Genomic DNA, 19,270 nt, shown 5'->3' with positions numbered 1-19,270 from the left:
AGAAGTGAAAATATTGGTAACGGGAAGCGCCGGATTTATAGGGTTTCATCTGGCAAAAAAACTGCTTGAGCGCGGCGATGAAGTGGTCGGACTTGACAATATAAACGACTACTATGATGTAAACTTAAAGTATGCAAGACTTGATGAACTAGGCATTGATGCTCGTTATTGTGAGCAAAACGACACGCTAGGTCATTGCGAACAAAGTGCGGCAATCTTATCATCAAGATATCCAAAATATAAATTCATAAAACTAGATTTGGCAGATACGCAAAATATCTACAGACTTTTTGAAGAGGAGAAGTTTGACGCTGTTTGTAACCTTGCGGCTCAAGCAGGTGTTAGATATTCAATAGAAAATCCCCATGCATATATTCAGAGCAATGTTGTTGGATTTATGAATATTTTAGAAGCTTGCAGACATAACGGCGTAAAAAACTTAGCTTATGCCAGCAGTTCTAGCGTATATGGGTTAAATAAATCTCAGCCTTTTAAAACGAGCGACCATACAGACCACCCGATAAGTTTGTATGCCGCTACAAAAAAGTCAAACGAGATGATGGCGCATACTTACTCTCACTTGTACGGTATTTCAACTACGGGACTTAGATTTTTTACCGTTTACGGCGAGTGGGGCAGACCTGACATGGCACCTATGCTTTTTGCGGATGCGATACTTCATGACAGATCTATAAAGGTGTTTAACCATGGAGATATGAGCAGGGATTTTACCTATATCGGCGATATAGTCGATGGCGTGATAAAAGTTATAGATAATCCTGCAAAGCCATCAGATGCGTTTGATGCAAACACTCCAAATCCTTCTATTTCATCGTGTGCTTATAAAATTTACAATATCGGAAATAACTCTCCCGTGCAGCTTCTTGATTTTATAAAAACGCTTGAAAACTCTCTTGGGTTAGAAGCAAAGAAAAACTTTATGGATATGCAAGCAGGCGATGTCGCGTCAACTTATGCAGATGTTAGAGGACTAATAGATGATTTTGGTTATAAACCTGATACTTCGCTTGATGTCGGAGTAGAGAAATTTGTAAAATGGTATAGAGAATTTTATGCAAATAAATAGCAAAATTTATGTAGCAGGACATCTTGGACTTGTCGGAAGTGCCATAGTGAAAAATTTGCTTCAAAAAGGTTATACAAACCTTATTTACAGAACTCACTCTGAACTTGATTTGATAAATCAGCAAGCAGTTAAAGAGTTCTTTGAAAAAGAGAAGCCTGAGTACGTTATCTTAGCTGCCGCAAAAGTAGGCGGTATAATAGCAAACAACACATATCGCGCTGATTTTATTTATGAAAATTTAGAAGTTCAAAACAATGTGATACATCAGTGTTATATGCACGGGGTAAAAAAACTGCTTTTTTTGGGAAGTACATGTATATATCCAAAAAATGCTCCGCAACCTATGCGCGAAGAGAGCTTGCTGACATCGGAACTGGAATATACAAACGAACCTTATGCCATAGCAAAGATAGCAGGTATTAAAATGTGTGAGAGCTATAATATTCAGTACGGTACAAATTTTATAAGCGTAATGCCTACAAACCTTTACGGGGCAAATGATAATTATGACCTTGAAAAATCACATGTACTTCCGGCAATGATTAGAAAAATACATTTGGGAAAATGTTTACAAGAGAAAAATGAAGCCGCTCTGAGAGAAGATTTGAATAAAAATCCGATAGAAAATATTTCAGGAAGCGCTTCTATGCAAGAGATAGAAGCAGTTTTGCACAAGTACGGTATAAAACAGAGTGATAAAGAGGGTGTGAGCATCGAGATTTGGGGAAGCGGAAAACCTCGCAGAGAGTTTTTGTATTCGGAAGATATGGCGGATGCATGTGTGTTTTTAATGGAGAATATAGATGCAAAAGATACATGTGATTTAAATAGCAAAGAGATAAAGAACACTCATATAAACATAGGAAGCGGTGAAGATATATCCATAAAAGAGTTGGCATATCTTATAAAAAGCATTATAGGTTTTGAGGGCGAATTTTATTTTAATACTCTCAAACCAGACGGTACGATGCTAAAATTAACAGACCCTGGCAAACTTCACAACCTTGGATGGAAACACAAAGTTGAGCTTGAAGAGGGTATAAAAAAAGTTTACGGCTGGTATCTAAAGAGTAAATGATTACTAAACTAAAGCACCTGCAAAATCATCAAGGTTTTATGAAATATTTTAAAAACAGTTCATGGCTTATGGGTGAAAAAATCCTTCGCATGGTAGTTGGACTTTTTGTAGGTATTTGGGTTGCTAAATATTTAGGTCCCTCGCAGTTTGGACTCTTTAGTTATGCTCAAAGTTTTGTGGGACTATTTGCCGCAGTAGCTACTTTTGGGCTTGATAGTATTGTAGTGCGAGAACTTGTAAAAGATGAGAAGTCGCGTGATGAGTTAATCGGTACGGCATTTTGGCTAAAGCTTATAGGTGCAGTTTTTGTACTTGTTTTATTGGCATTTGCTCTAAGTTTTATATCAAGCGACTCTTATACAAACAGGCTTATTTTCATTATTGCATCGGCGACAATTTTTCAAAGTTTTAATGTCATTGATTTTTATTTTCAGTCAAAAGTTTTGAGCAGATACATCGTTTTTGCAAATTTTATTGCTCTGTTTATCTCAACAATTTTGAAAATAATACTTATACTAACCAAAGCGCCTCTTGAAGCTTTTGCATGGGTTGTGCTGTTTGATAGTATTGTTTTGGCATGTGGGTTTATATACTTTTATATAAAACACAAAAACTTAAAAATTGTAAACTGGAAGTTTGAAAAAAAGAGAGCCGTGTTTTTGCTTAGAGAGAGCTGGCCTTTGATGATAGGCGGTATGTCGTTTGTACTCTTTTCAAATATTGACAACATAATGATAAAAGAGATGCTAAGTGAATACTATGCGGGAATATACAGTGCCGCTTATAAACTAGTAACCTTATGGTACTTTTTACCTGGCTTAATTTTAGGCTCTTTATTTCCTGCAATCGTGTCGGTATATAAAGATAAAAATCTATTTTATAAAAGAGTTTTGTCACTCTCAACACTTTTAGTTTGGGCAGCTATCTCTATATTTGTCATTTATGTTTTGTTTAGCGAGAGTATCATAGCTGTTACTTACGCAGATAAGTATGCAGACTCGGTTGAGATACTCCCTCTTTTAGCGTTGGTAAATATTTTTATTTTTTATAATTCTTTATGGAATCAGTGGATGGTTGTTGAAAATAAAACAAAAAGAACTCTATATTTTCATCTTCTTACTGCTATATTTAACATAATTTTAAACTACTTTCTAATTCAAATATATGGAGTAAAAGGCGCAGTTTATGCACTTCTTATAGGATTGATGCTGACGTATTTTATTTTTTACATGTATGATAGACGGATACTTAAACTCTTTTTATCTTCACTACTGCTTGAAATTTTATGGAGAAGAGATGAAAAAAAATATTAAAAGATTTTTGCCTAAGTTTGTGAAAAAAAGTATAATAAATTTTATAGAGAATCAAACAATTACCAATTACTGCAAAACAGATTTTTCCAAAAATGCGTTAGTATCACATATGACAATTCCATTTATAAAAAATTCAATGTCACATACAAATTTTTTTGAAGCGCAATCTTTGGTGAAAATACTTTTTGAACTCAATTACAACGTTGATATAATCCATTATGACAATAGTAAAAGTGTAGATTTGTCAAAGTATGATTTGATACTCGGTTTTGGAGATATCTTTAGAAAATATTTTGAATATCCCTACATGTATAAAGCAAAAACAATACATTATGCTACGGGAATGCACGTCTGCCATCAAAATCAGGCAACTCTTAAAAGGGTAAAAGATGTGTATGAAAAAAAAGGTATCTGGCTTGCAAAATCTGCAAGATTTGTAGAAAAAACTTGGTCGCACCAAACTGTTTTGGTTGATGCTATTATTGCTCTTGGTAACGATGTCTGTGCTAATAGCTACAAAAAGTATTATGATGGCAAAGTCTATTCGGTAGCAGTACCTTTTTATAAAACCAAAGAGGGAGAAAAAATAGTTATGCAAAGAGGCAAAGATGCAAGCAGAAATTTTCTCTGGTTTGGAAGTTCCGGGCTTGTGCATAAAGGGCTTGATTTGCTTTTGGAGTATTTTTCAAAAAACAGTGATTTGACACTTCATATATGCGCCGCTTTAGAAAATGAGCCTGAATTTGTAAATGCATATAAAAATGAGCTACATAATAGTAAAAATATTATAACTCACGGTTTTGTCGATATCAAAGACAAACTCTTTGAAGATATTTTAAAAAGTTGCTCTTTTGTAATCTTTCCTTCATGTTCAGAAGGCGGTGCGGCTTCCGTAATTACGGCTATTGGAAACGGTGGACTTATTCCTATCATAACAAGAGAAACAGCAATCTCTAGCGGCTATGAAGTATGGATAGATAGTTTTGATTATTCAGGAGTTGACAAAGCGATAAAAGAGGCTGTAGCTTTAAGTGATGAAGAGATTTTATATCTGCAGAGTAAAAATTTAGAGTATGTTTTAAATAATCACTCACAGAAAAATTATTATAATATGTTAAAAGAATCTATAGCAGAGTGTATGGATGTTTAAAGCACAAAATATATTTATTAATAAACTCTCTTTTATAAGAGTTTTAAATAAAATTAAAAGAGTGATAAAATGAATTGTAAGATATGCAATCAAAAAAATCAGTCTATATTTGATGCAGAGGTATTAAATAAATATAGAATTAAATATTATCACTGTTCAAATTGTGGCTTTTTACAAACACAAGAGCCATATTGGCTAGAGGAAGCATATAGTGATTCTATAAATATATCAGATACAGGCTATTTACAAAGAAATATCAATTTATCAAAAAAATTAACTATATTTTTAGCTATTTATTTTGGCAAAAATGCAAAATATTTAGATTATGCAGGTGGTTATGGTATTTTTGTAAGGCTTATGAGAGATATAGGATTTGATTTTTATTGGGATGATAGATATACACTCAATTTGTTTGCAAAGGGTTTTAAATATACAGAAAATCAAATAATAGATGCCATAACAACCTTTGAAAGTTTTGAGCATTTTGTAAACCCTATACAAGAGATAGAATACTTACTAAAGATTTCAGAAAATATAATTTTTTCTACAGAGCTTTTGCCAAACAAGATACCAGAAGCTCAAGATTGGTGGTATTATGGGCTGGAACATGGTCAGCATATTTCATTTTACAGTGAGCAAACCTTACACTTTATAGCAAATAAATATGGATTAAATTATTATAATTTTGGCGTATTTCATCTCATTAGTAAGAATCGAATACCATCTTATTTAAAAATTATTTTAAAGTTTAGTAAGTTTGGATTTCATCTATTACTACAAAAACAATTGAAAAGTAAAACATGGGACGATTATCTAAAAATGAGTAAATCAAAATGAGTAAATCAAAATGAAAATCCTCTATGATTATCAAATTTTTTCTACTCAGAGATATGGTGGTATTTCCAGATATTTTTATGAATTGATTAAAGAGTTTGATTCTGCACAAGATATAGAAATAGATACTTCTTTATTGATATCGGATAATTATTATATATCAGATAAAAAATTTGTGCAATATTTGAATTTTTTACAGGATAAAGATTTTTACGCTAAAAAGAGATTTATGTCGTTTTTTAACAATATTAATTCAATAAACCGATTAAAAAGTAAAAGCTTTGATTTATTTCATCCTACATATTATAATCCCTATTTTTTAAAGTATTTGGATGAAAAACCTTTTGTTTTAACGGTATATGACATGATTCATGAAAAATTTCAAGAGATGTTTCCTTCAAAAGATAATACATCGCACAATAAAAGATTATTGGTTGAAAAAGCAACAAAAATCATAGCAATATCAAAAAGTACTAAAGCAGATTTAATTGAATTATTTGCAACGGATGAATCTAAAATAGAAGTGGTCTATCTTGGAAATTCTATGTTTTATAAAAGTGATATTGAAATTAATATTAGTATTCCAAAAAAATATATTCTTTTTGTCGGCTCAAGAGGTGGATATAAGAATTTTAATAGATTTATCCAAAGTATTACGGAGCTGTTGCAAGAAGATAAGGAATTGTTTGTTACATGTATAGGTGGGGGAAAATTTAAAACTGACGAAGCTCAACTTTTTAGAGAGTTGAATATTTCAGAACAAGTTATTCAATATGACTTAGATGATGACATGTTGGCATATTTTTATAAAAATGCCATGTTATTTGTTTTTCCATCTTTATATGAGGGATTTGGTATGCCGATACTTGAATCATTTGCATGTGGTTGTCCATTGGTATGTAGTAATACAAGTTCATTACCTGAGATTGCTTTTGATGGAGCAGCTTATTTTGACCCTTATAGTAGAGAATCAATTAAACAAACAGTTGAGATTGTATTAAATGATGAAAAACTCAGACAAGAACTTGTATCTAAAGGCACGAAAAGATTAGAAGCTTTCTCATGGAAAAAAACAGCAGAGGAAACAAAAAAGATTTATGAAAGTATTTTGAAATGAAAACAATAAGCTTAAATAATAGACCTCTTATTTCAATTATAACAGTGGTTTTTAACTGTGAAAAATATCTTGAAGAGACTATAAAAAGCGTGATAAATCAAACATACGACAATATAGAGTACATTATTATTGACGGCGGTTCTAGTGACGGTACTTTGGATATTATTAAAAAGTATGAGGATAAAATCACTTACTGGGTAAGCGAAAAAGACGGCGGAATTTATGATGCCATGAACAAAGGTATAGAGCTCTCACATGGAGAGTGGATAAACTTTATGAACGGCGGAGATATTTTTTTTAACAAAACCGTTATAGAGGATGTCTTCTTATCTAATAATTTCAAAAACATAGATATAGTTTATGGCAACCATGAGGTGAGATATCCTCATAAAAAGAGGATTGAAATTGCGAAAGAGATGCAAAATATTTGGCAAGGTTCGTGCTTTAGCCATCAAAGCGCTTTTATATCATCAAAGCTTCATAAAATAAATAAGTACAATACCTCAGAGCGTATAATTGCCGATTTTGAGTTTTTTTATAAAGCATACAAAAATAAAGTTTTGTTCCAACATGTAGATATTATAGTTTCCTCAATCTCATCGGGTGGAGTCTCCGATATTAAGAGATTTGATAGTATTGTGGGGCGTTGGAACATAATTGAAAAAGATACAAAAACAAATCTTTTTTATATTTGGCTGATTTTAAAAGAGATGTGCAAGGAAAAGATAAAAAAAGTTATTGGCTTCTACTCTAAGAGAAAATAATTTTTTTTATCTGCTTAAATTTATAAATATTTTTGCAAAAGGTCAGAGATGAAATTTTTAATAGTTTACGATAATATAATTTTTTCTCTGCAAAAAATCGGGGGAATTTCTATCTATTGGGCAGAACTTATAAAGAAGTTGCAATTAAAAAAGAGCAAGATAGTTTTTTATCAATCAAAAAATGAAAATATAGCTATAAGTGAGCTAGATATAGAAACAACGCTTGAGAGCAAATTGAGTTTTAAAATTTTAAGATATTTGCCGTTTTTAAAAAAGATACCTTCAAAATCACTCTTTCATAGCAGCTATTACAGGGTATCTTTGCAAAAAGATATTGTAAATATTACTACTGTTTATGATTTCACTTATGAATATTTTAGAAAAGGTTTGGCTAAATATGTACATGTAAAGCAAAAAGCTTTTGCTATAAAAAAGAGTGACGCGATTATATGTATGTCCGAAAATACAAAAAAAGATTTGATGAAATTTTATCCGCAAATCCAAAAGTCGAAAATAAAAGTTATTTACAACGGGGTAGGTTGCGAATTTAAAAAACTCCAAAACAAAGAGGAGTATTTAAACGCTGAATTTGAAATTTTAAAAGATAAAAACTATATTTTATATATAGGTGACAGAAGAAGCAGTTATAAAAATTTCAATATCGCAGTTGAAGTTTTAAAAGAGCTAAAGGAGTACAGTTTTGTTGTTGCGGGTGCTCAAAAGTTTAATAAGCAAGAAAATGAGATAATGGAGTCTATCAAAGAGAGAGTACATTATTTTGATAAAATAGATGCAAAGAAGTTAAATATACTCTATAACAATGCATTTTGTCTTCTGTACCCGTCTAGTTATGAAGGGTTTGGAATACCTGTTGTTGAAGCGATGAAAAGCGGTTGTCCCGTTGTTGGTACAAATATCTCTTCTATCCCTGAAGTAGCAGGAAATAGCGGACTTTTGGTAGATGATATAAAGACAGAATCTTTTATAAAAGAGATAGAAAAACTCAAAAATTCTACCTTTAGAGATGAGTTGATAAGTAAAGGTTTTAAACAAGCAGAAAAGTTTAACTGGGATAACTGCTTTAGTCAAACTTATGAGTTTTACGAAGAGATTTGGAGAAAAAAGTTTGGAGAATAGACATTGAAAGTCTCAATAATAACGGTAGTACGCAATAACAAAGAGTGTATAAAAGATGCGATAGAGTCCGTTTTAAATCAAACATATAAAGATATAGAGTATATCATTATTGACGGTGCCAGCAGTGACGGTACGGTTGAGATTGTGCAAAGCTACAAAGACAAGATAAGCAAGTTTATAAGCGAGAGCGACCGTGGCTTATATGATGCCATGAACAAAGGTTTGGCACTTGCTTCAGGCGATATAGTAGGGATACTAAACAGTGATGATTTTTATATAGATGAGTTTGTGATAGAGAAAGTCGTTAAAGAGTTTGAATCACTACATGTAGATAGTGTTTTTGCAGATTTGGTATATGTCAAGCCTGATAATTTAGACAAAACAGTGCGTTATTATGACAGCGGACATTTTAATCCTCAAAAATTTGCTTACGGCTGGATGCCTGCCCATCCTACTTTTTTTGTAAAAAGAGAGGTTTACGAGAAGTACGGACTCTTTAGAACAGATCTCAAAATTGCATCTGATTTTGATATATTGGTTAGATTTTTATATACGCATAAAATAAGTTACTCTTACATAAAAGAGGTGCTTATAAAGATGCGAACGGGCGGCGTAAGCACAAACGGGTTTAAGAGCAAGATAGTGTTAAACAAAGAGATATTGCAGGTTTGCCGTGATAATAATATAAAAACAAATTTGTTGAAAATACTCTCAAAATATCCTGCAAAGATATTGGGTCTGTTAAAAAGATGAAGATGCTCTTAACAGGCTCAAGCGGCTTTATAGGAAGTTATTTTGCAGGTAAATATGCAGACAAATACGATATAGAGAAGTTCTCATTTTTAAGAGATGATTTTAATCTGCTAAACCTTGAAGGCTTTGATGTTGTTCTTCACATGTCTGCTTTTGTTCATCAAACAGACGAAGTTAATGAAGAGGAGTATGAGAGAGTAAATGTTGCACAAACGTTTGATTTGGCAAAAAAAGCTAAAGAGAGCAAAGTTGGGCATTTTGTTTTTCTAAGCTCAATCAAAGCGTGTGGCGAAGATGGCGTTTTTGATGAGAGTATTACATGTAATCCAAAAGACAAATACGGCAAAAGCAAATTAAAGGCAGAATTTGAACTGCAAAAACTTACATGTAATGATTTTAAAATAAGCATAGTAAGAATGCCGCTGGTTTACGGATACGGCGCAAAAGCAAATATGAAAAAACTTATAAATCTAGTGAATAAAATACCTGTTTTGCCTTTTGGCGGTATGCAAAACGCAAGAAGTATGGTTTATATAGGAAATCTTTGCCATGTAATAAATGCCGTTATAGAACAAAAGAAAAGCGGAATTTTTTTGACAAGCGATGATTATCCTCTTAGTACAAGCAGGCTAATAGAGCTAATCGCTAATGCTTTTGGAAAAAAAGTCTATCTCTTTAAAGTACCGTTTTTTGAAACGGTGCTAAAAATTTTAAAACCAAATTTATATAAAAGACTTTATGGAACTCTAAAAGTCGATAATAGCGCTACAATGCAAAAACTAAATATCAAAAATCCATACACTACGGATGATGCGATAAAATTTATGATAGAGGGAGAAAAATAGTTGATATACTTAACTCTGTTTGCACTCTCTTTTTTGCTTACATATTTAATAAAAAACTATGCTCTTAAAAAGTCGTTTGTAGCAGATGTAAACGAGAGAAGTTCGCATACTTTAGCAACTCCCCACGGCGGCGGTATAGCAATAGCAATCTCTTGGTTTGTAGGACTTTGTTATCTCTATTTTTATGACGAAATAGAAGCAAATCTTTTTTATGCTCTTATGCTAGGCGTTGTTATAGCTGTTTTAGGGTTTTTGGATGATTTATATGAACTAAGTGCAAGATTTAGGATTTTAGTTCAAAGCACGGTCGCAGTAACGGCTCTTTTTATTTTAGGAGGATTGGAGAGTTTAAACTTAGGTTTCATTCTTATTGAAAATCAGATAGTTACAAATCTGTTTGCTTATTTGCTTATAGTCTGGTTTATAAATCTATATAATTTTTTAGACGGGATTGACGGATATGCGGCTAGTGAGGCTGTTTTTTTGGCATTAGCAGGGTTTATACTATTTGGCTCAAGTCATTTTTTGGTTTTAGGTGCAGCTGTTTTTGGCTTTTTGCTATGGAATTGGCAAAGGGCAAAGATATTTATGGGAGACGTAGGAAGTACGCTTTTAGGCTATACGGTTGCAATTTTTAGCATATATTATGCAAACGAGTTGAATACAAACCTTTGGATATGGATAACTCTTTTTGGAGTGTTTTGGTTTGATGCTACTTTTACTCTTTTAAAAAGAGTAAAAAATGGTGAAAATTTGGCTCAAGCGCATAAACAACATGTCTATCAACGACTCACTCAAGACGGCTGGTCGCATGAGAGGGTAGTTATAGCTTCTATGGTAATTAACATGTTGCTTTTTTTGCTTGTGTATTTTATGTCAAATCTATTTGCAGCATTTACAATTTCACTTGTTTTACTTTATAGTATCGTGAAATATGTAGATAGGTAGAGATTTTTACTTTTTGTTCCCTTTTGCTATGGATTCCAATAATTTTATATTCTCAATATGCCCTAGTTTTTCTTTTTCTTCTCTTCTTTTTATACTAAATAATTTATATTCATTTTTTGCTTTTTTGTCTGCTTCTTCTTTAGAAATTTGACCTTTATTTGCCAATACATCTCTTTCATTAAACTCTAAAAAGTCATCTAATTTTTCTTGCCACTCTTTTAAAAATACCTGTTTTCTTTTTTTTGCCCTATCTTCTGCATAGTCAAGCCACATAACAATAATGCGATTTAACTCCTCTATCTCTTCTTCACCCAAATAATTTTTGCCTACAGTTACATCTGTGCTTCTTATCTCTTCTTTGCCCCAACTTCTAAGCCCCATATTTGGCTTTGTATGGTCTGCTCTCGTAGCTATAAGCTCTCCTGCTGTTAAATGAGATACTGCAAATAGAAGTTTATTTTGGATAGTTTGAAAAAATTTTGTAGTATCTCTCCATGACAAATTATAATCAGCCGCTATTTTAAATATATCTCTTACTCTTAGATACATTCTTCTCTCACTTGCACGAATATCACGAATCCGCTCAAGCATCTCATTAAAATAATCAGGTATCTCACTATCAGCAACAGGCGGATTTTTTAGTCGTTCATCATCCATAACAAAGCCTTTGACTATGTATTCTTTTAAAGTCTCATTTGCCCATTTTCTAAACTGTGTACCGATACGGCTTCGTACTCTAAAACCTATTGCAATAATCATATCAAGGCTATAAAAATCAACTTCTCTCTCGACTTCTCTCTCCCCCTCAAGTTGAACTGTTCGGAATTTCCGAACAGTTGATTCTATAAAAAGTTCCTCTTCTTCAAAAATATTTGAAATATGCTCACTTATGGTTGATTTTGATTTTTGATAGAGTTCAGATATTTGTTTTTGATTTAGCCAAATTGTCTCATTCTCAAGAGTAACTTCAAGTTTTGTTTTGCCATCATTAGTGCTGTATATAATTATTTCAGACATTTTTATTTTTCTCATCTTTCATAGTTTCTAATTTATATAAAATAATCATTACAGAGTCTATCACATTTGAAATAATTGTTTTGTTTCCATCTTCTCCCCAAAAAAATTTATTCATATCAATATTGTTATGTGCCAAATAATTTCTTGCATGGTAATAAATCATTAAGTATTTTTCTAAAGAGTCTTCTTCTTGTAAAATTAATTTTTCTAATTTGCATAATTGTAATTCATTAGAATCATATAAATTAATCTGTTTATGTAGCTTGTTAAATTTATGAGAACCTTTTTTTAACTGTTTCAAACAATCAAAAAGTCCACTTTGACAATTCAAGGTATCTTTTACTACCTCTTCAATTCCTAAAACAACACCTTTTATCATAGCTCCCATAACATCTTCGCTTCTTTTATTAGCATTAAATCTTTTTAGTAGTTCAAGATATGAAAATAATATATCATTGTATTTTTCATTTGAAGTCAAAACATTCGTGAACGTATCAAGAGTTATATCAATTTGAAAAACATTATTGATTTTAGATAAGTGTGATTGAAAATAATTTTTACTTTCTTCTACATAAAGAGGCTTATATGTGTGAATGTCATGTAAAACAGAATAAGTTCCTCTCATGCTTTCGTGAGTTTTTAAATATATTTCAGTCATTGAAATACCATTGTCAAGAAGCAATTTTACCGTTTCTATGATATAAGTTTCTAAATTCCACATCAGTTTATATTTTTCATTTTCTTTTAGTTGAAAATGAAAAGAATATATAAAATTTAAAAAACTAAACAGTTCTTCTGTTGTAAATTTAGAATCAGTCAAGTATTCAAGAAATTCACTATATAAGCTATCTTTAATATCATCAGATTTTTTATAATACTTATAATGAAGGAAGTTGTCTGCATTACGAATAATATATCTTTTGTATCTTATTTCAGCAATATGTTTGAAATACTTTAAATATTCTCTAAACTCTTTTTCATGTATAAAAGATACTTTTTTCTTGATAATAGCTATAAAAAACAACATCCATTCTGGATATAATATTTCCTCTTTAGAATCTGTATTTGATAAATAAAGGTTAGATTGTATAATACTTGATATTTCTTCTACATCGTATCTAAAATTCGACATAACAAATAAATCATGGTAGACTTTTAACGATAAATCTTCTAATAAATATTCAGAGATATCATCTTTGTATCCATCGTTAAGATTATTTGATTTGTAGTATTTTTCAAATTTTTCTCTATTTAAAAATACATCTGTATTTAAGATTTGAAAATCTTTATGTATGTCTATTTCAAAAAGACTCATCAAGTATTTACCATATAACCTTTCTAATATTTAGATTATTTTAACAAAAAAAAGTAAGAAATAATTATTTATCAATAATTGTACGCAACCTTATATGTCGGGTCATCTTCCTCATAAGAGCAGTGCGGTCCGGCTTTTTTAAGTATCGCTTTACAGTCCGCGCTTAGATGGCGAAGAAGCAGGTTTTTGCCGTTATCTTCATATTTTTTTGTAATGGCATCAATTGCTTCCACGCCGCTTGAGTCCATTACTCTTGCATTTTTAAAGTCTATTACTATTTTTGGCGGGTCGTTTAAAACGTCAAAATTATCTCCAAAAGTCGTAGCGCTTCCAAAAAACAGAGGTCCTTCAAGTTCATAAACTTTAGTGCCGTCAGCTTCACCGTAAATTCTTGCAGTAATTTTTGCATGTTTCCAAGCAAATGCAAGTGCAGAAATGATTACACCTGCAATAACTGCAACTGCTAAATCTTCTACAACCGTAATTACGGTAACTACTATCATGACAAACGCATCAGTTTTGGGCATGTGCTTCGCATGTGAAAAGCTCGACCACTCAAACGTTCCGATGCTAACCATAAACATAATTCCAACAAGAACCGCAACGGGGATAATATTTAACAAATCAGTCATAGAAACAACTAAAACAAGCAGACCGATTGCCGCAACCGATGATGATAAACGCCCAAGACCGCCTGAAGTGTAGTTTATAATACTTTGACCTATCATAGCGCATCCAGCCATGCCGCCAAAAAAACCACAGGCAATGTTTCCCGTACCCTGAGCTATACACTCTTTGTTTCCGCTTCCTCTTTTTTGGCTCATCTCATCCAAAACGGCAAGAGTCAAAAGCGACTCTATAAGACCGACAAGCGCAACTATAACTGCATAAGGAAGTACAAGTAAAATTGCATCAATGCTAAAGATATTTTGCGGTACGGCAAAGCTCGGCAGTTTTCCCGCAAATTCGCTTAAATCTGTAAGTTGACCGACAAGAAGCGTATCCATTTTTGTCATGTACACAAAAATAGTCAAAGCTAGTATTGCAACAAGACCTGACGGTACTGCTTTTGTGATTTTTGGCAAATAAAACATGATAAACATGGTTATTAAAACTAAAACATACATCACAAAGCCTTGATTTTCAAAAAACTTAAACTGAGAAGATGCTATAACTATCGCAAGACCGTTTACAAAACCGTACATGGCAGGTTGCGGCACAAGGCGGATAAATTTTCCCAGCTTTAAAACACCGATAGATATCTGCATCAAACCTGCAATTACAGTAGCTAAAAGTATATAGTGCAAAACTCCCATGCTAATCTCTTCGCGTGAGAGATTTTGAGCTTCCAAAATGGATGTCGCTTCAATGCCAAGACCTACCAAAACTATTGCAACAGCTCCGGTTGCACCGCTTATCATTCCCGGCTTTCCGCCGATTAATGAAGTTACCAAACCTAAAATAAAAGCCGTGTAAAGACCTACGATAGGGCTTACTCCGGCTATAAAACTAAATGCGATTGCTTCAGGAACAAGAGCAACCGCTACTACCAATCCAGATAATATATCATTTTTTATATTCTCTGTTTTGTACTTATTTATATCAAACAAATTTTTGACCTTTAACTAATTATATTTTTTGCATGTATTACCGCTTTTTCAAAAGAGTCGAGTATATTTGACTCCCCGATTAGCAATGTTAGTTCATGCTTTTTTAAATCCTCGAGTACGGATTTGTTTACGCCAGAGAGAAGCAGTTTTACGTCTGATTTTTGCAATGTTTTTATCATCTCTTCAAAGTTGTGAAGTGCGGTTGAATCCACAAAAGGGACATGTCTCATTCTGATAATCAAAACTCTGCTTTTTAGCCCTATCTCTTTTATTACTCCCGAGTACTGTTTTGCAGAAGCAAAAAATAGTGGACCGCTGATTTCATAGATAGAGATTCCCTCAGGCAAATCAGAGTAATCTTCAAGAATATCACTATCTAGTTGACACGGAGTTTTAATCCCAATGTCTGCCATTCTTTTCATAAATAGCAGTGAAGATAAAACAACACCGATTTGGATAGCTGCCGTTAAATCAACAAAAACAGTAAGAAAAAAAGTACTAAGCAGAACTATGATGTCAAAGTGCGAACCTCTTAATATCGCCATAAAAGAGCGCCATTCACTCATGTTGTATGCGACAACTATTAAAATTCCTGCAAGACATGCCATAGGGATAAGCTTTGCATAACTTGCAAATATAAGCATTATCAAAAGCAGTGTTATAGCATGAACGATTCCTGCTATTGGTGTGCGTCCGCCGTTTTTAACGTTTGTCGCAGTTCTTGCAATTGCTCCCGTTGCAGGAATTCCGCCAAAAAACGGAGTTACTACGTTTGCAATGCCTTGAGCTATTAGCTCCGTATTTGAGCGGTGATTTGTGCTTATCATACCATCGGATACTACTGCAGATAGCAGAGACTCTACTCCGCCAAGCAGTGCTATTGTTAAAGCAGGAGCAATATATATATGCAGATTGTTTATGTCAAAGGCAGGAAGCGTAAAATTTATGTCATTTGGAATTTCGCCAAAGAATGATTCAATCGTAGTAACCGGAATATTTGCAACTTGAACAAAAAGCGTAATAAATATTATCGCAATAAACGAACCGGGAATTCTAGTCGTTATTTTTCTAGAATAGATTGTAATTAAGATAGTAGTGATAGTTATAGCAAGTGCAGAGATATTGGTCTGTGTTATGTTAGAAAAATATACTACCCACTTTTGAAAAAATTCAGAAGGCAGTTTTTCTATATTTAAACCGAGTGCGTCTTTGATTTGTGTTGAAAATATTATAACTGCAATTCCACTTGTAAAGCCTACAATAAGGGGATGTGGAAAATATTTTAAAAGTCCGCCGAGCCTTAAAAAGCCAAATGCTATTAATATTATTCCCGACATTACGGTTGAGATAATAAGCCCGTCAATTCCGTACTGCTCTACAATGGCATAAATAATAACTACAAAAGCACCTGTTGGACCGCCGATTTGAACACGGCTACCGCCAAGAGCGGAGATAAGAAAACCTGCAATTATTGCAGTAATAAGACCTTTTTCCGGAGAGAGTCCCGAAGCTACTGCAAAAGCGATTGAGAGGGGAAGAGCTACTATTCCTACGACAATTCCGGCAAAAATATCAGAAATAAGCTGCTCTTTACTTATGCCGGATTTCAGAAGTGTAAAGAGTTTAGGTTCAAATATTTTATTCATCTGTTTTAGTTTTTAAGTGAATTAAGTTGTTCTAAAACTTTTTGTTGTTTTGAAGTTGCATCAGCTAAAAGTTCTCTGTTTTTTGCTAAAACATCCTCTGGCGCATTTGCTACAAATCTTTCGTTGTTTAACATGCTTGAGAGTTTATCTATCTCTTTTTGAAGTTTTTCATCTTGTTTTGTAAGCTTTGAGATAATAGGAGTTAAATCTATGCTTTGCGTCGGTATAAAAGTCTCACATTTTTCACTGATATCGCTTACTGAATCTTGAATCTTCTCGTTTGTAAATTCTACAACATCAACTTTTGCAAGTCTAGCTATAAACGGTCTCATCATCTCTTTTTCATCTTCGCTAATGCCGTCTATCTTGACATAAGCTTTTTCTATCTTTTGGTTTGCCAAATCGACTAAAACTTTGGCACGTCTGATTGAGATGATAGCATCCATGATTATCTCAAATCTTGCTTCATCTTTTGTGCGTACTTTAGTTTTATAAGGGTACTTCATAAGCATGATAGATTCAGCACTCTCTAGCTTTGTACCGCTGAGTTCATGGTAGAGATACTCTGTGATAAAAGGCATAAAAGGGTGAAGAAGTTTCATAGCCTCTTTAAAAATCGCTCCAAGCTCGACAATAGCACCTTTGTCTGCTTTACTAAGCTCGATTCCCCAATCACAAAATTCATTCCACAAGAAGCGGTAGAGTACCGTTGCAGCGTCGTTAAATCTGTACTCATCCATACATGAACGCACCTCTGCCGTTGCTACGTTTAAACGGGATAACATGTAACGCCCAAGTCCGCTCTCAACACAAAAGCCTTTTAAATCTGGAAATGTATCAACATTCATCTGCAAGAATTTTGCCGCATTGTAGAGTTTGTTTGTGAAGTTACGGTTAAGTTCTAGTTTTTCGGTACTCATTCTTATATCGCGACCTTGAGCGGCGCTGATTGCCAAAGTAAAGCGAAGTATATCTGCACTGTACTTCTCAACCATATCAAGCGGGTCTATAACATTCCCTTTTGATTTTGACATTTTTTGTCCATGTTCATCACGAACAAGAGCATGAAGATAGATATGGTTAAACGGCAGCTCGCCTATAAAACTCTCGCCCATCATCATCATTCTGGCAACCCAGAAAAAGAGAATATCAAAACCCGTAATTAAAAGCGAGTTCGGATAGAACTCTTTTAAATCATCAGACTTGAAAAGTTCGTCCATTGCAGTATCGCCGTGACCCCATCCCAAAGTCGAGAAAGGCCATAAAGCGGAGCTGAACCAAGTGTCAAGTACATCAGGGTCTTGAGAGATATTTTTTGAAGCACATTTTGTACATGTATGCTCTGTTTCGTTTAAACTTGCCCATTCATGCTCACAATCACCGCAGTAAAATACCGGTATCTGATGACCCCACCAAAGCTGACGAGAGATACACCAATCACGCAAATCTCCCATCCAAGAGTTGTATGAATTTATCCAGTGTGGGGGGAAAAACTTAGCTTCGCCGTTGTTTGTTTTTTCGATTGATTTACGAGCTACTTCGCTTCTTACAAACCACTGTTTTGAGATGTATGGCTCAACTATATTTTTACATCTGTAACAGTGTCCTACTTGATGTTTATGATCTTCAACTTTAACAACAAAACCTTCTTCATCAAGTCTCTTAACAATTATTTCACGAGCTTCTAATCTCTCTAAGCCTTTAAACTCTCCGGCATATTCGTTTAAAATACCTTTTTCGTCAAAAACCGTGATAAACTCCAAATCATGACGTTTACCTACTTCGTAGTCGTTTTGATCATGTGCAGGAGTAACTTTAACCACACCAGTTCCAAATGTCATATCTACATGTGTATCTGCAATGATTGCAACTTCTCTATCTGTTAATGGAAGTCTTACTTTTTTACCTATGAGATGTTTATAACGCTCATCATCAGGATGAACCATAACCGCGCTGTCGCCAAAATATGTCTCAGGTCTTGTAGTCGCAACTTCAACAAAACCGCTGTTATCGGCAAACGGATACTTTATATGATAAAATTTACCGTCATGGTCTTCATGTTCAACCTCGATATCACTAAGCGCTCCATCGTGTGTACACCAGTTAACCATGTAGTTTCCGCGAACGATAAGCCCTTGATTGTAGAGATGGACAAAAGCCTCTTTAACAGATTTTTGAAGCCCTTCATCCATAGTAAAACGCTCACGCTTCCATGCAGGACTTACTCCCATTTTGCGAAGTTGACTTGTCATGATTCCGGCAGACTCTGCTTTCCACGCCCAAGCACGTTCTAAAAAGGCTTCTCTGCCTATCTCTTCTTTTGTAGTTCCTTCGGCAAGAAGCTGTTTTTCTACTACGTTTTGCGTTGCGATTCCTGCGTGGTCTGTTCCGGGCTGCCAAAGAGTTTTGTAGCCGTCCATTCTTTTGTAACGTGTAATAATATCTTGAAGTGTAAAGGTAAGAGCATGACCTATGTGAAGACGACCTGTTACGTTTGGAGGAGGCATCATGATAGAAAAAGTCTTTCCTTCTTCTATAATTGCACTGTTTGAGTCTATTTCAAAGTAGCCTCTCTCTTCCCAAATTTTGTAAAACTTATCTTCAGTTTGTTGTGGTTCATAGCTTTTTGTTGACATGTACTTGACCTTAAATAGTA

Annotated in this window: 16 protein-coding genes; 11 read left to right on the top strand and 5 right to left on the bottom strand. The window is 33.6% G+C overall.

Features of this window, described 5'->3' with window-relative positions:
* Positions 1-4: 4 nt before the first annotated feature.
* From A2530_RS04780 to A2530_RS04730, 11 genes are all read left to right on the top strand, one after another.
* Complete coding sequence (locus A2530_RS04780) at positions 5-1,087, top strand: NAD-dependent epimerase (protein WP_294886122.1); 1,083 nt, start codon at positions 5-7, stop codon at positions 1,085-1,087.
* Positions 1,074-2,165, top strand: coding sequence for a GDP-L-fucose synthase (locus A2530_RS04775; protein ID WP_294886120.1), 1,092 nt, complete (start codon positions 1,074-1,076; stop codon positions 2,163-2,165). Before A2530_RS04780 ends, A2530_RS04775 begins: the two co-directional genes overlap by 14 nt.
* Positions 2,162-3,478, top strand: coding sequence for a flippase (locus tag A2530_RS04770; protein WP_294886119.1), 1,317 nt, complete (start codon positions 2,162-2,164; stop codon positions 3,476-3,478). Before A2530_RS04775 ends, A2530_RS04770 begins: the two co-directional genes overlap by 4 nt.
* Complete coding sequence (locus A2530_RS04765) at positions 3,462-4,628, top strand: glycosyltransferase (protein WP_294886117.1); 1,167 nt, start codon at positions 3,462-3,464, stop codon at positions 4,626-4,628. The genes A2530_RS04770 and A2530_RS04765 overlap by 17 nt, the downstream gene beginning before the upstream one ends.
* A gap of 69 nt (positions 4,629-4,697) precedes the next feature.
* A complete protein-coding gene (locus tag A2530_RS04760; protein WP_294886116.1) occupies positions 4,698-5,465 on the top strand; it encodes a class I SAM-dependent methyltransferase in 768 nt (255 codons plus the stop codon).
* Positions 5,466-5,475: 10 nt separating this feature from the next.
* Positions 5,476-6,579 (top strand): glycosyltransferase family 1 protein, encoded by a 1,104-nt coding sequence (locus tag A2530_RS04755; RefSeq protein WP_294886114.1) that lies wholly within the window; start codon positions 5,476-5,478, stop codon positions 6,577-6,579.
* Entirely contained in the window at positions 6,576-7,343 is a 768-nt protein-coding gene (locus A2530_RS04750) for a glycosyltransferase family 2 protein (RefSeq protein ID WP_294886112.1), read from the top strand. Before A2530_RS04755 ends, A2530_RS04750 begins: the two co-directional genes overlap by 4 nt.
* Positions 7,344-7,391: 48 nt before the next feature.
* Entirely contained in the window at positions 7,392-8,480 is a 1,089-nt protein-coding gene (locus A2530_RS04745; RefSeq protein ID WP_294886110.1) for a glycosyltransferase family 1 protein, read from the top strand.
* Positions 8,481-8,483: 3 nt separating this feature from the next.
* Positions 8,484-9,233, top strand: a complete 750-nt coding sequence (locus A2530_RS04740) for a glycosyltransferase family 2 protein (RefSeq protein WP_294886109.1) — start codon at positions 8,484-8,486, stop codon at positions 9,231-9,233.
* On the top strand, positions 9,230-10,078 hold the full coding sequence (locus A2530_RS04735) for an NAD-dependent epimerase/dehydratase family protein (protein WP_294886107.1): 849 nt from the start codon (positions 9,230-9,232) through the stop codon (positions 10,076-10,078). Before A2530_RS04740 ends, A2530_RS04735 begins: the two co-directional genes overlap by 4 nt.
* Positions 10,079-11,026 carry a glycosyltransferase family 4 protein gene (locus tag A2530_RS04730; protein WP_294886106.1) on the top strand — a complete coding sequence of 316 codons (948 nt, stop codon included), beginning with the start codon at positions 10,079-10,081 and terminating at the stop codon, positions 11,024-11,026.
* 6 nt (positions 11,027-11,032) lie between these two features.
* Here the strand turns inward: A2530_RS04730 and A2530_RS04725 are convergent, their stop codons facing one another.
* The 5 genes from A2530_RS04725 to A2530_RS04705 form a co-directional block, all read right to left on the bottom strand.
* The gene (locus tag A2530_RS04725; protein WP_294886105.1) at positions 11,033-12,043 is read right to left on the bottom strand and encodes a virulence RhuM family protein; all 1,011 of its coding nucleotides are present in this window, start codon (positions 12,041-12,043) and stop codon (positions 11,033-11,035) included.
* Positions 12,036-13,358, bottom strand: a complete 1,323-nt coding sequence (locus A2530_RS04720) for a hypothetical protein (RefSeq protein WP_294886103.1) — start codon at positions 13,356-13,358, stop codon at positions 12,036-12,038. The genes A2530_RS04725 and A2530_RS04720 overlap by 8 nt, the downstream gene beginning before the upstream one ends.
* A gap of 71 nt (positions 13,359-13,429) precedes the next feature.
* Positions 13,430-14,968: a SulP family inorganic anion transporter gene (locus A2530_RS04715; protein WP_294886102.1), complete on the bottom strand. Its 1,539-nt coding sequence runs from the start codon at positions 14,966-14,968 to the stop codon at positions 13,430-13,432.
* An 11-nt stretch (positions 14,969-14,979) separates the two neighbouring features.
* Entirely contained in the window at positions 14,980-16,614 is a 1,635-nt protein-coding gene (locus A2530_RS04710; RefSeq protein ID WP_294886101.1) for a SulP family inorganic anion transporter, read from the bottom strand.
* Positions 16,615-16,619: 5 nt separating this feature from the next.
* Positions 16,620-19,250, bottom strand: coding sequence for a valine--tRNA ligase (locus tag A2530_RS04705; protein WP_294886099.1), 2,631 nt, complete (start codon positions 19,248-19,250; stop codon positions 16,620-16,622).
* Positions 19,251-19,270 lie beyond the last annotated feature (20 nt).

The organism is Sulfurimonas sp. RIFOXYD2_FULL_34_21 (genome assembly GCF_001830805.1).
Classification (GTDB): Bacteria; Campylobacterota; Campylobacteria; order Campylobacterales; family Sulfurimonadaceae; genus Sulfurimonas.
This window is presented reverse-complemented; position numbering and strand designations above follow the sequence as displayed.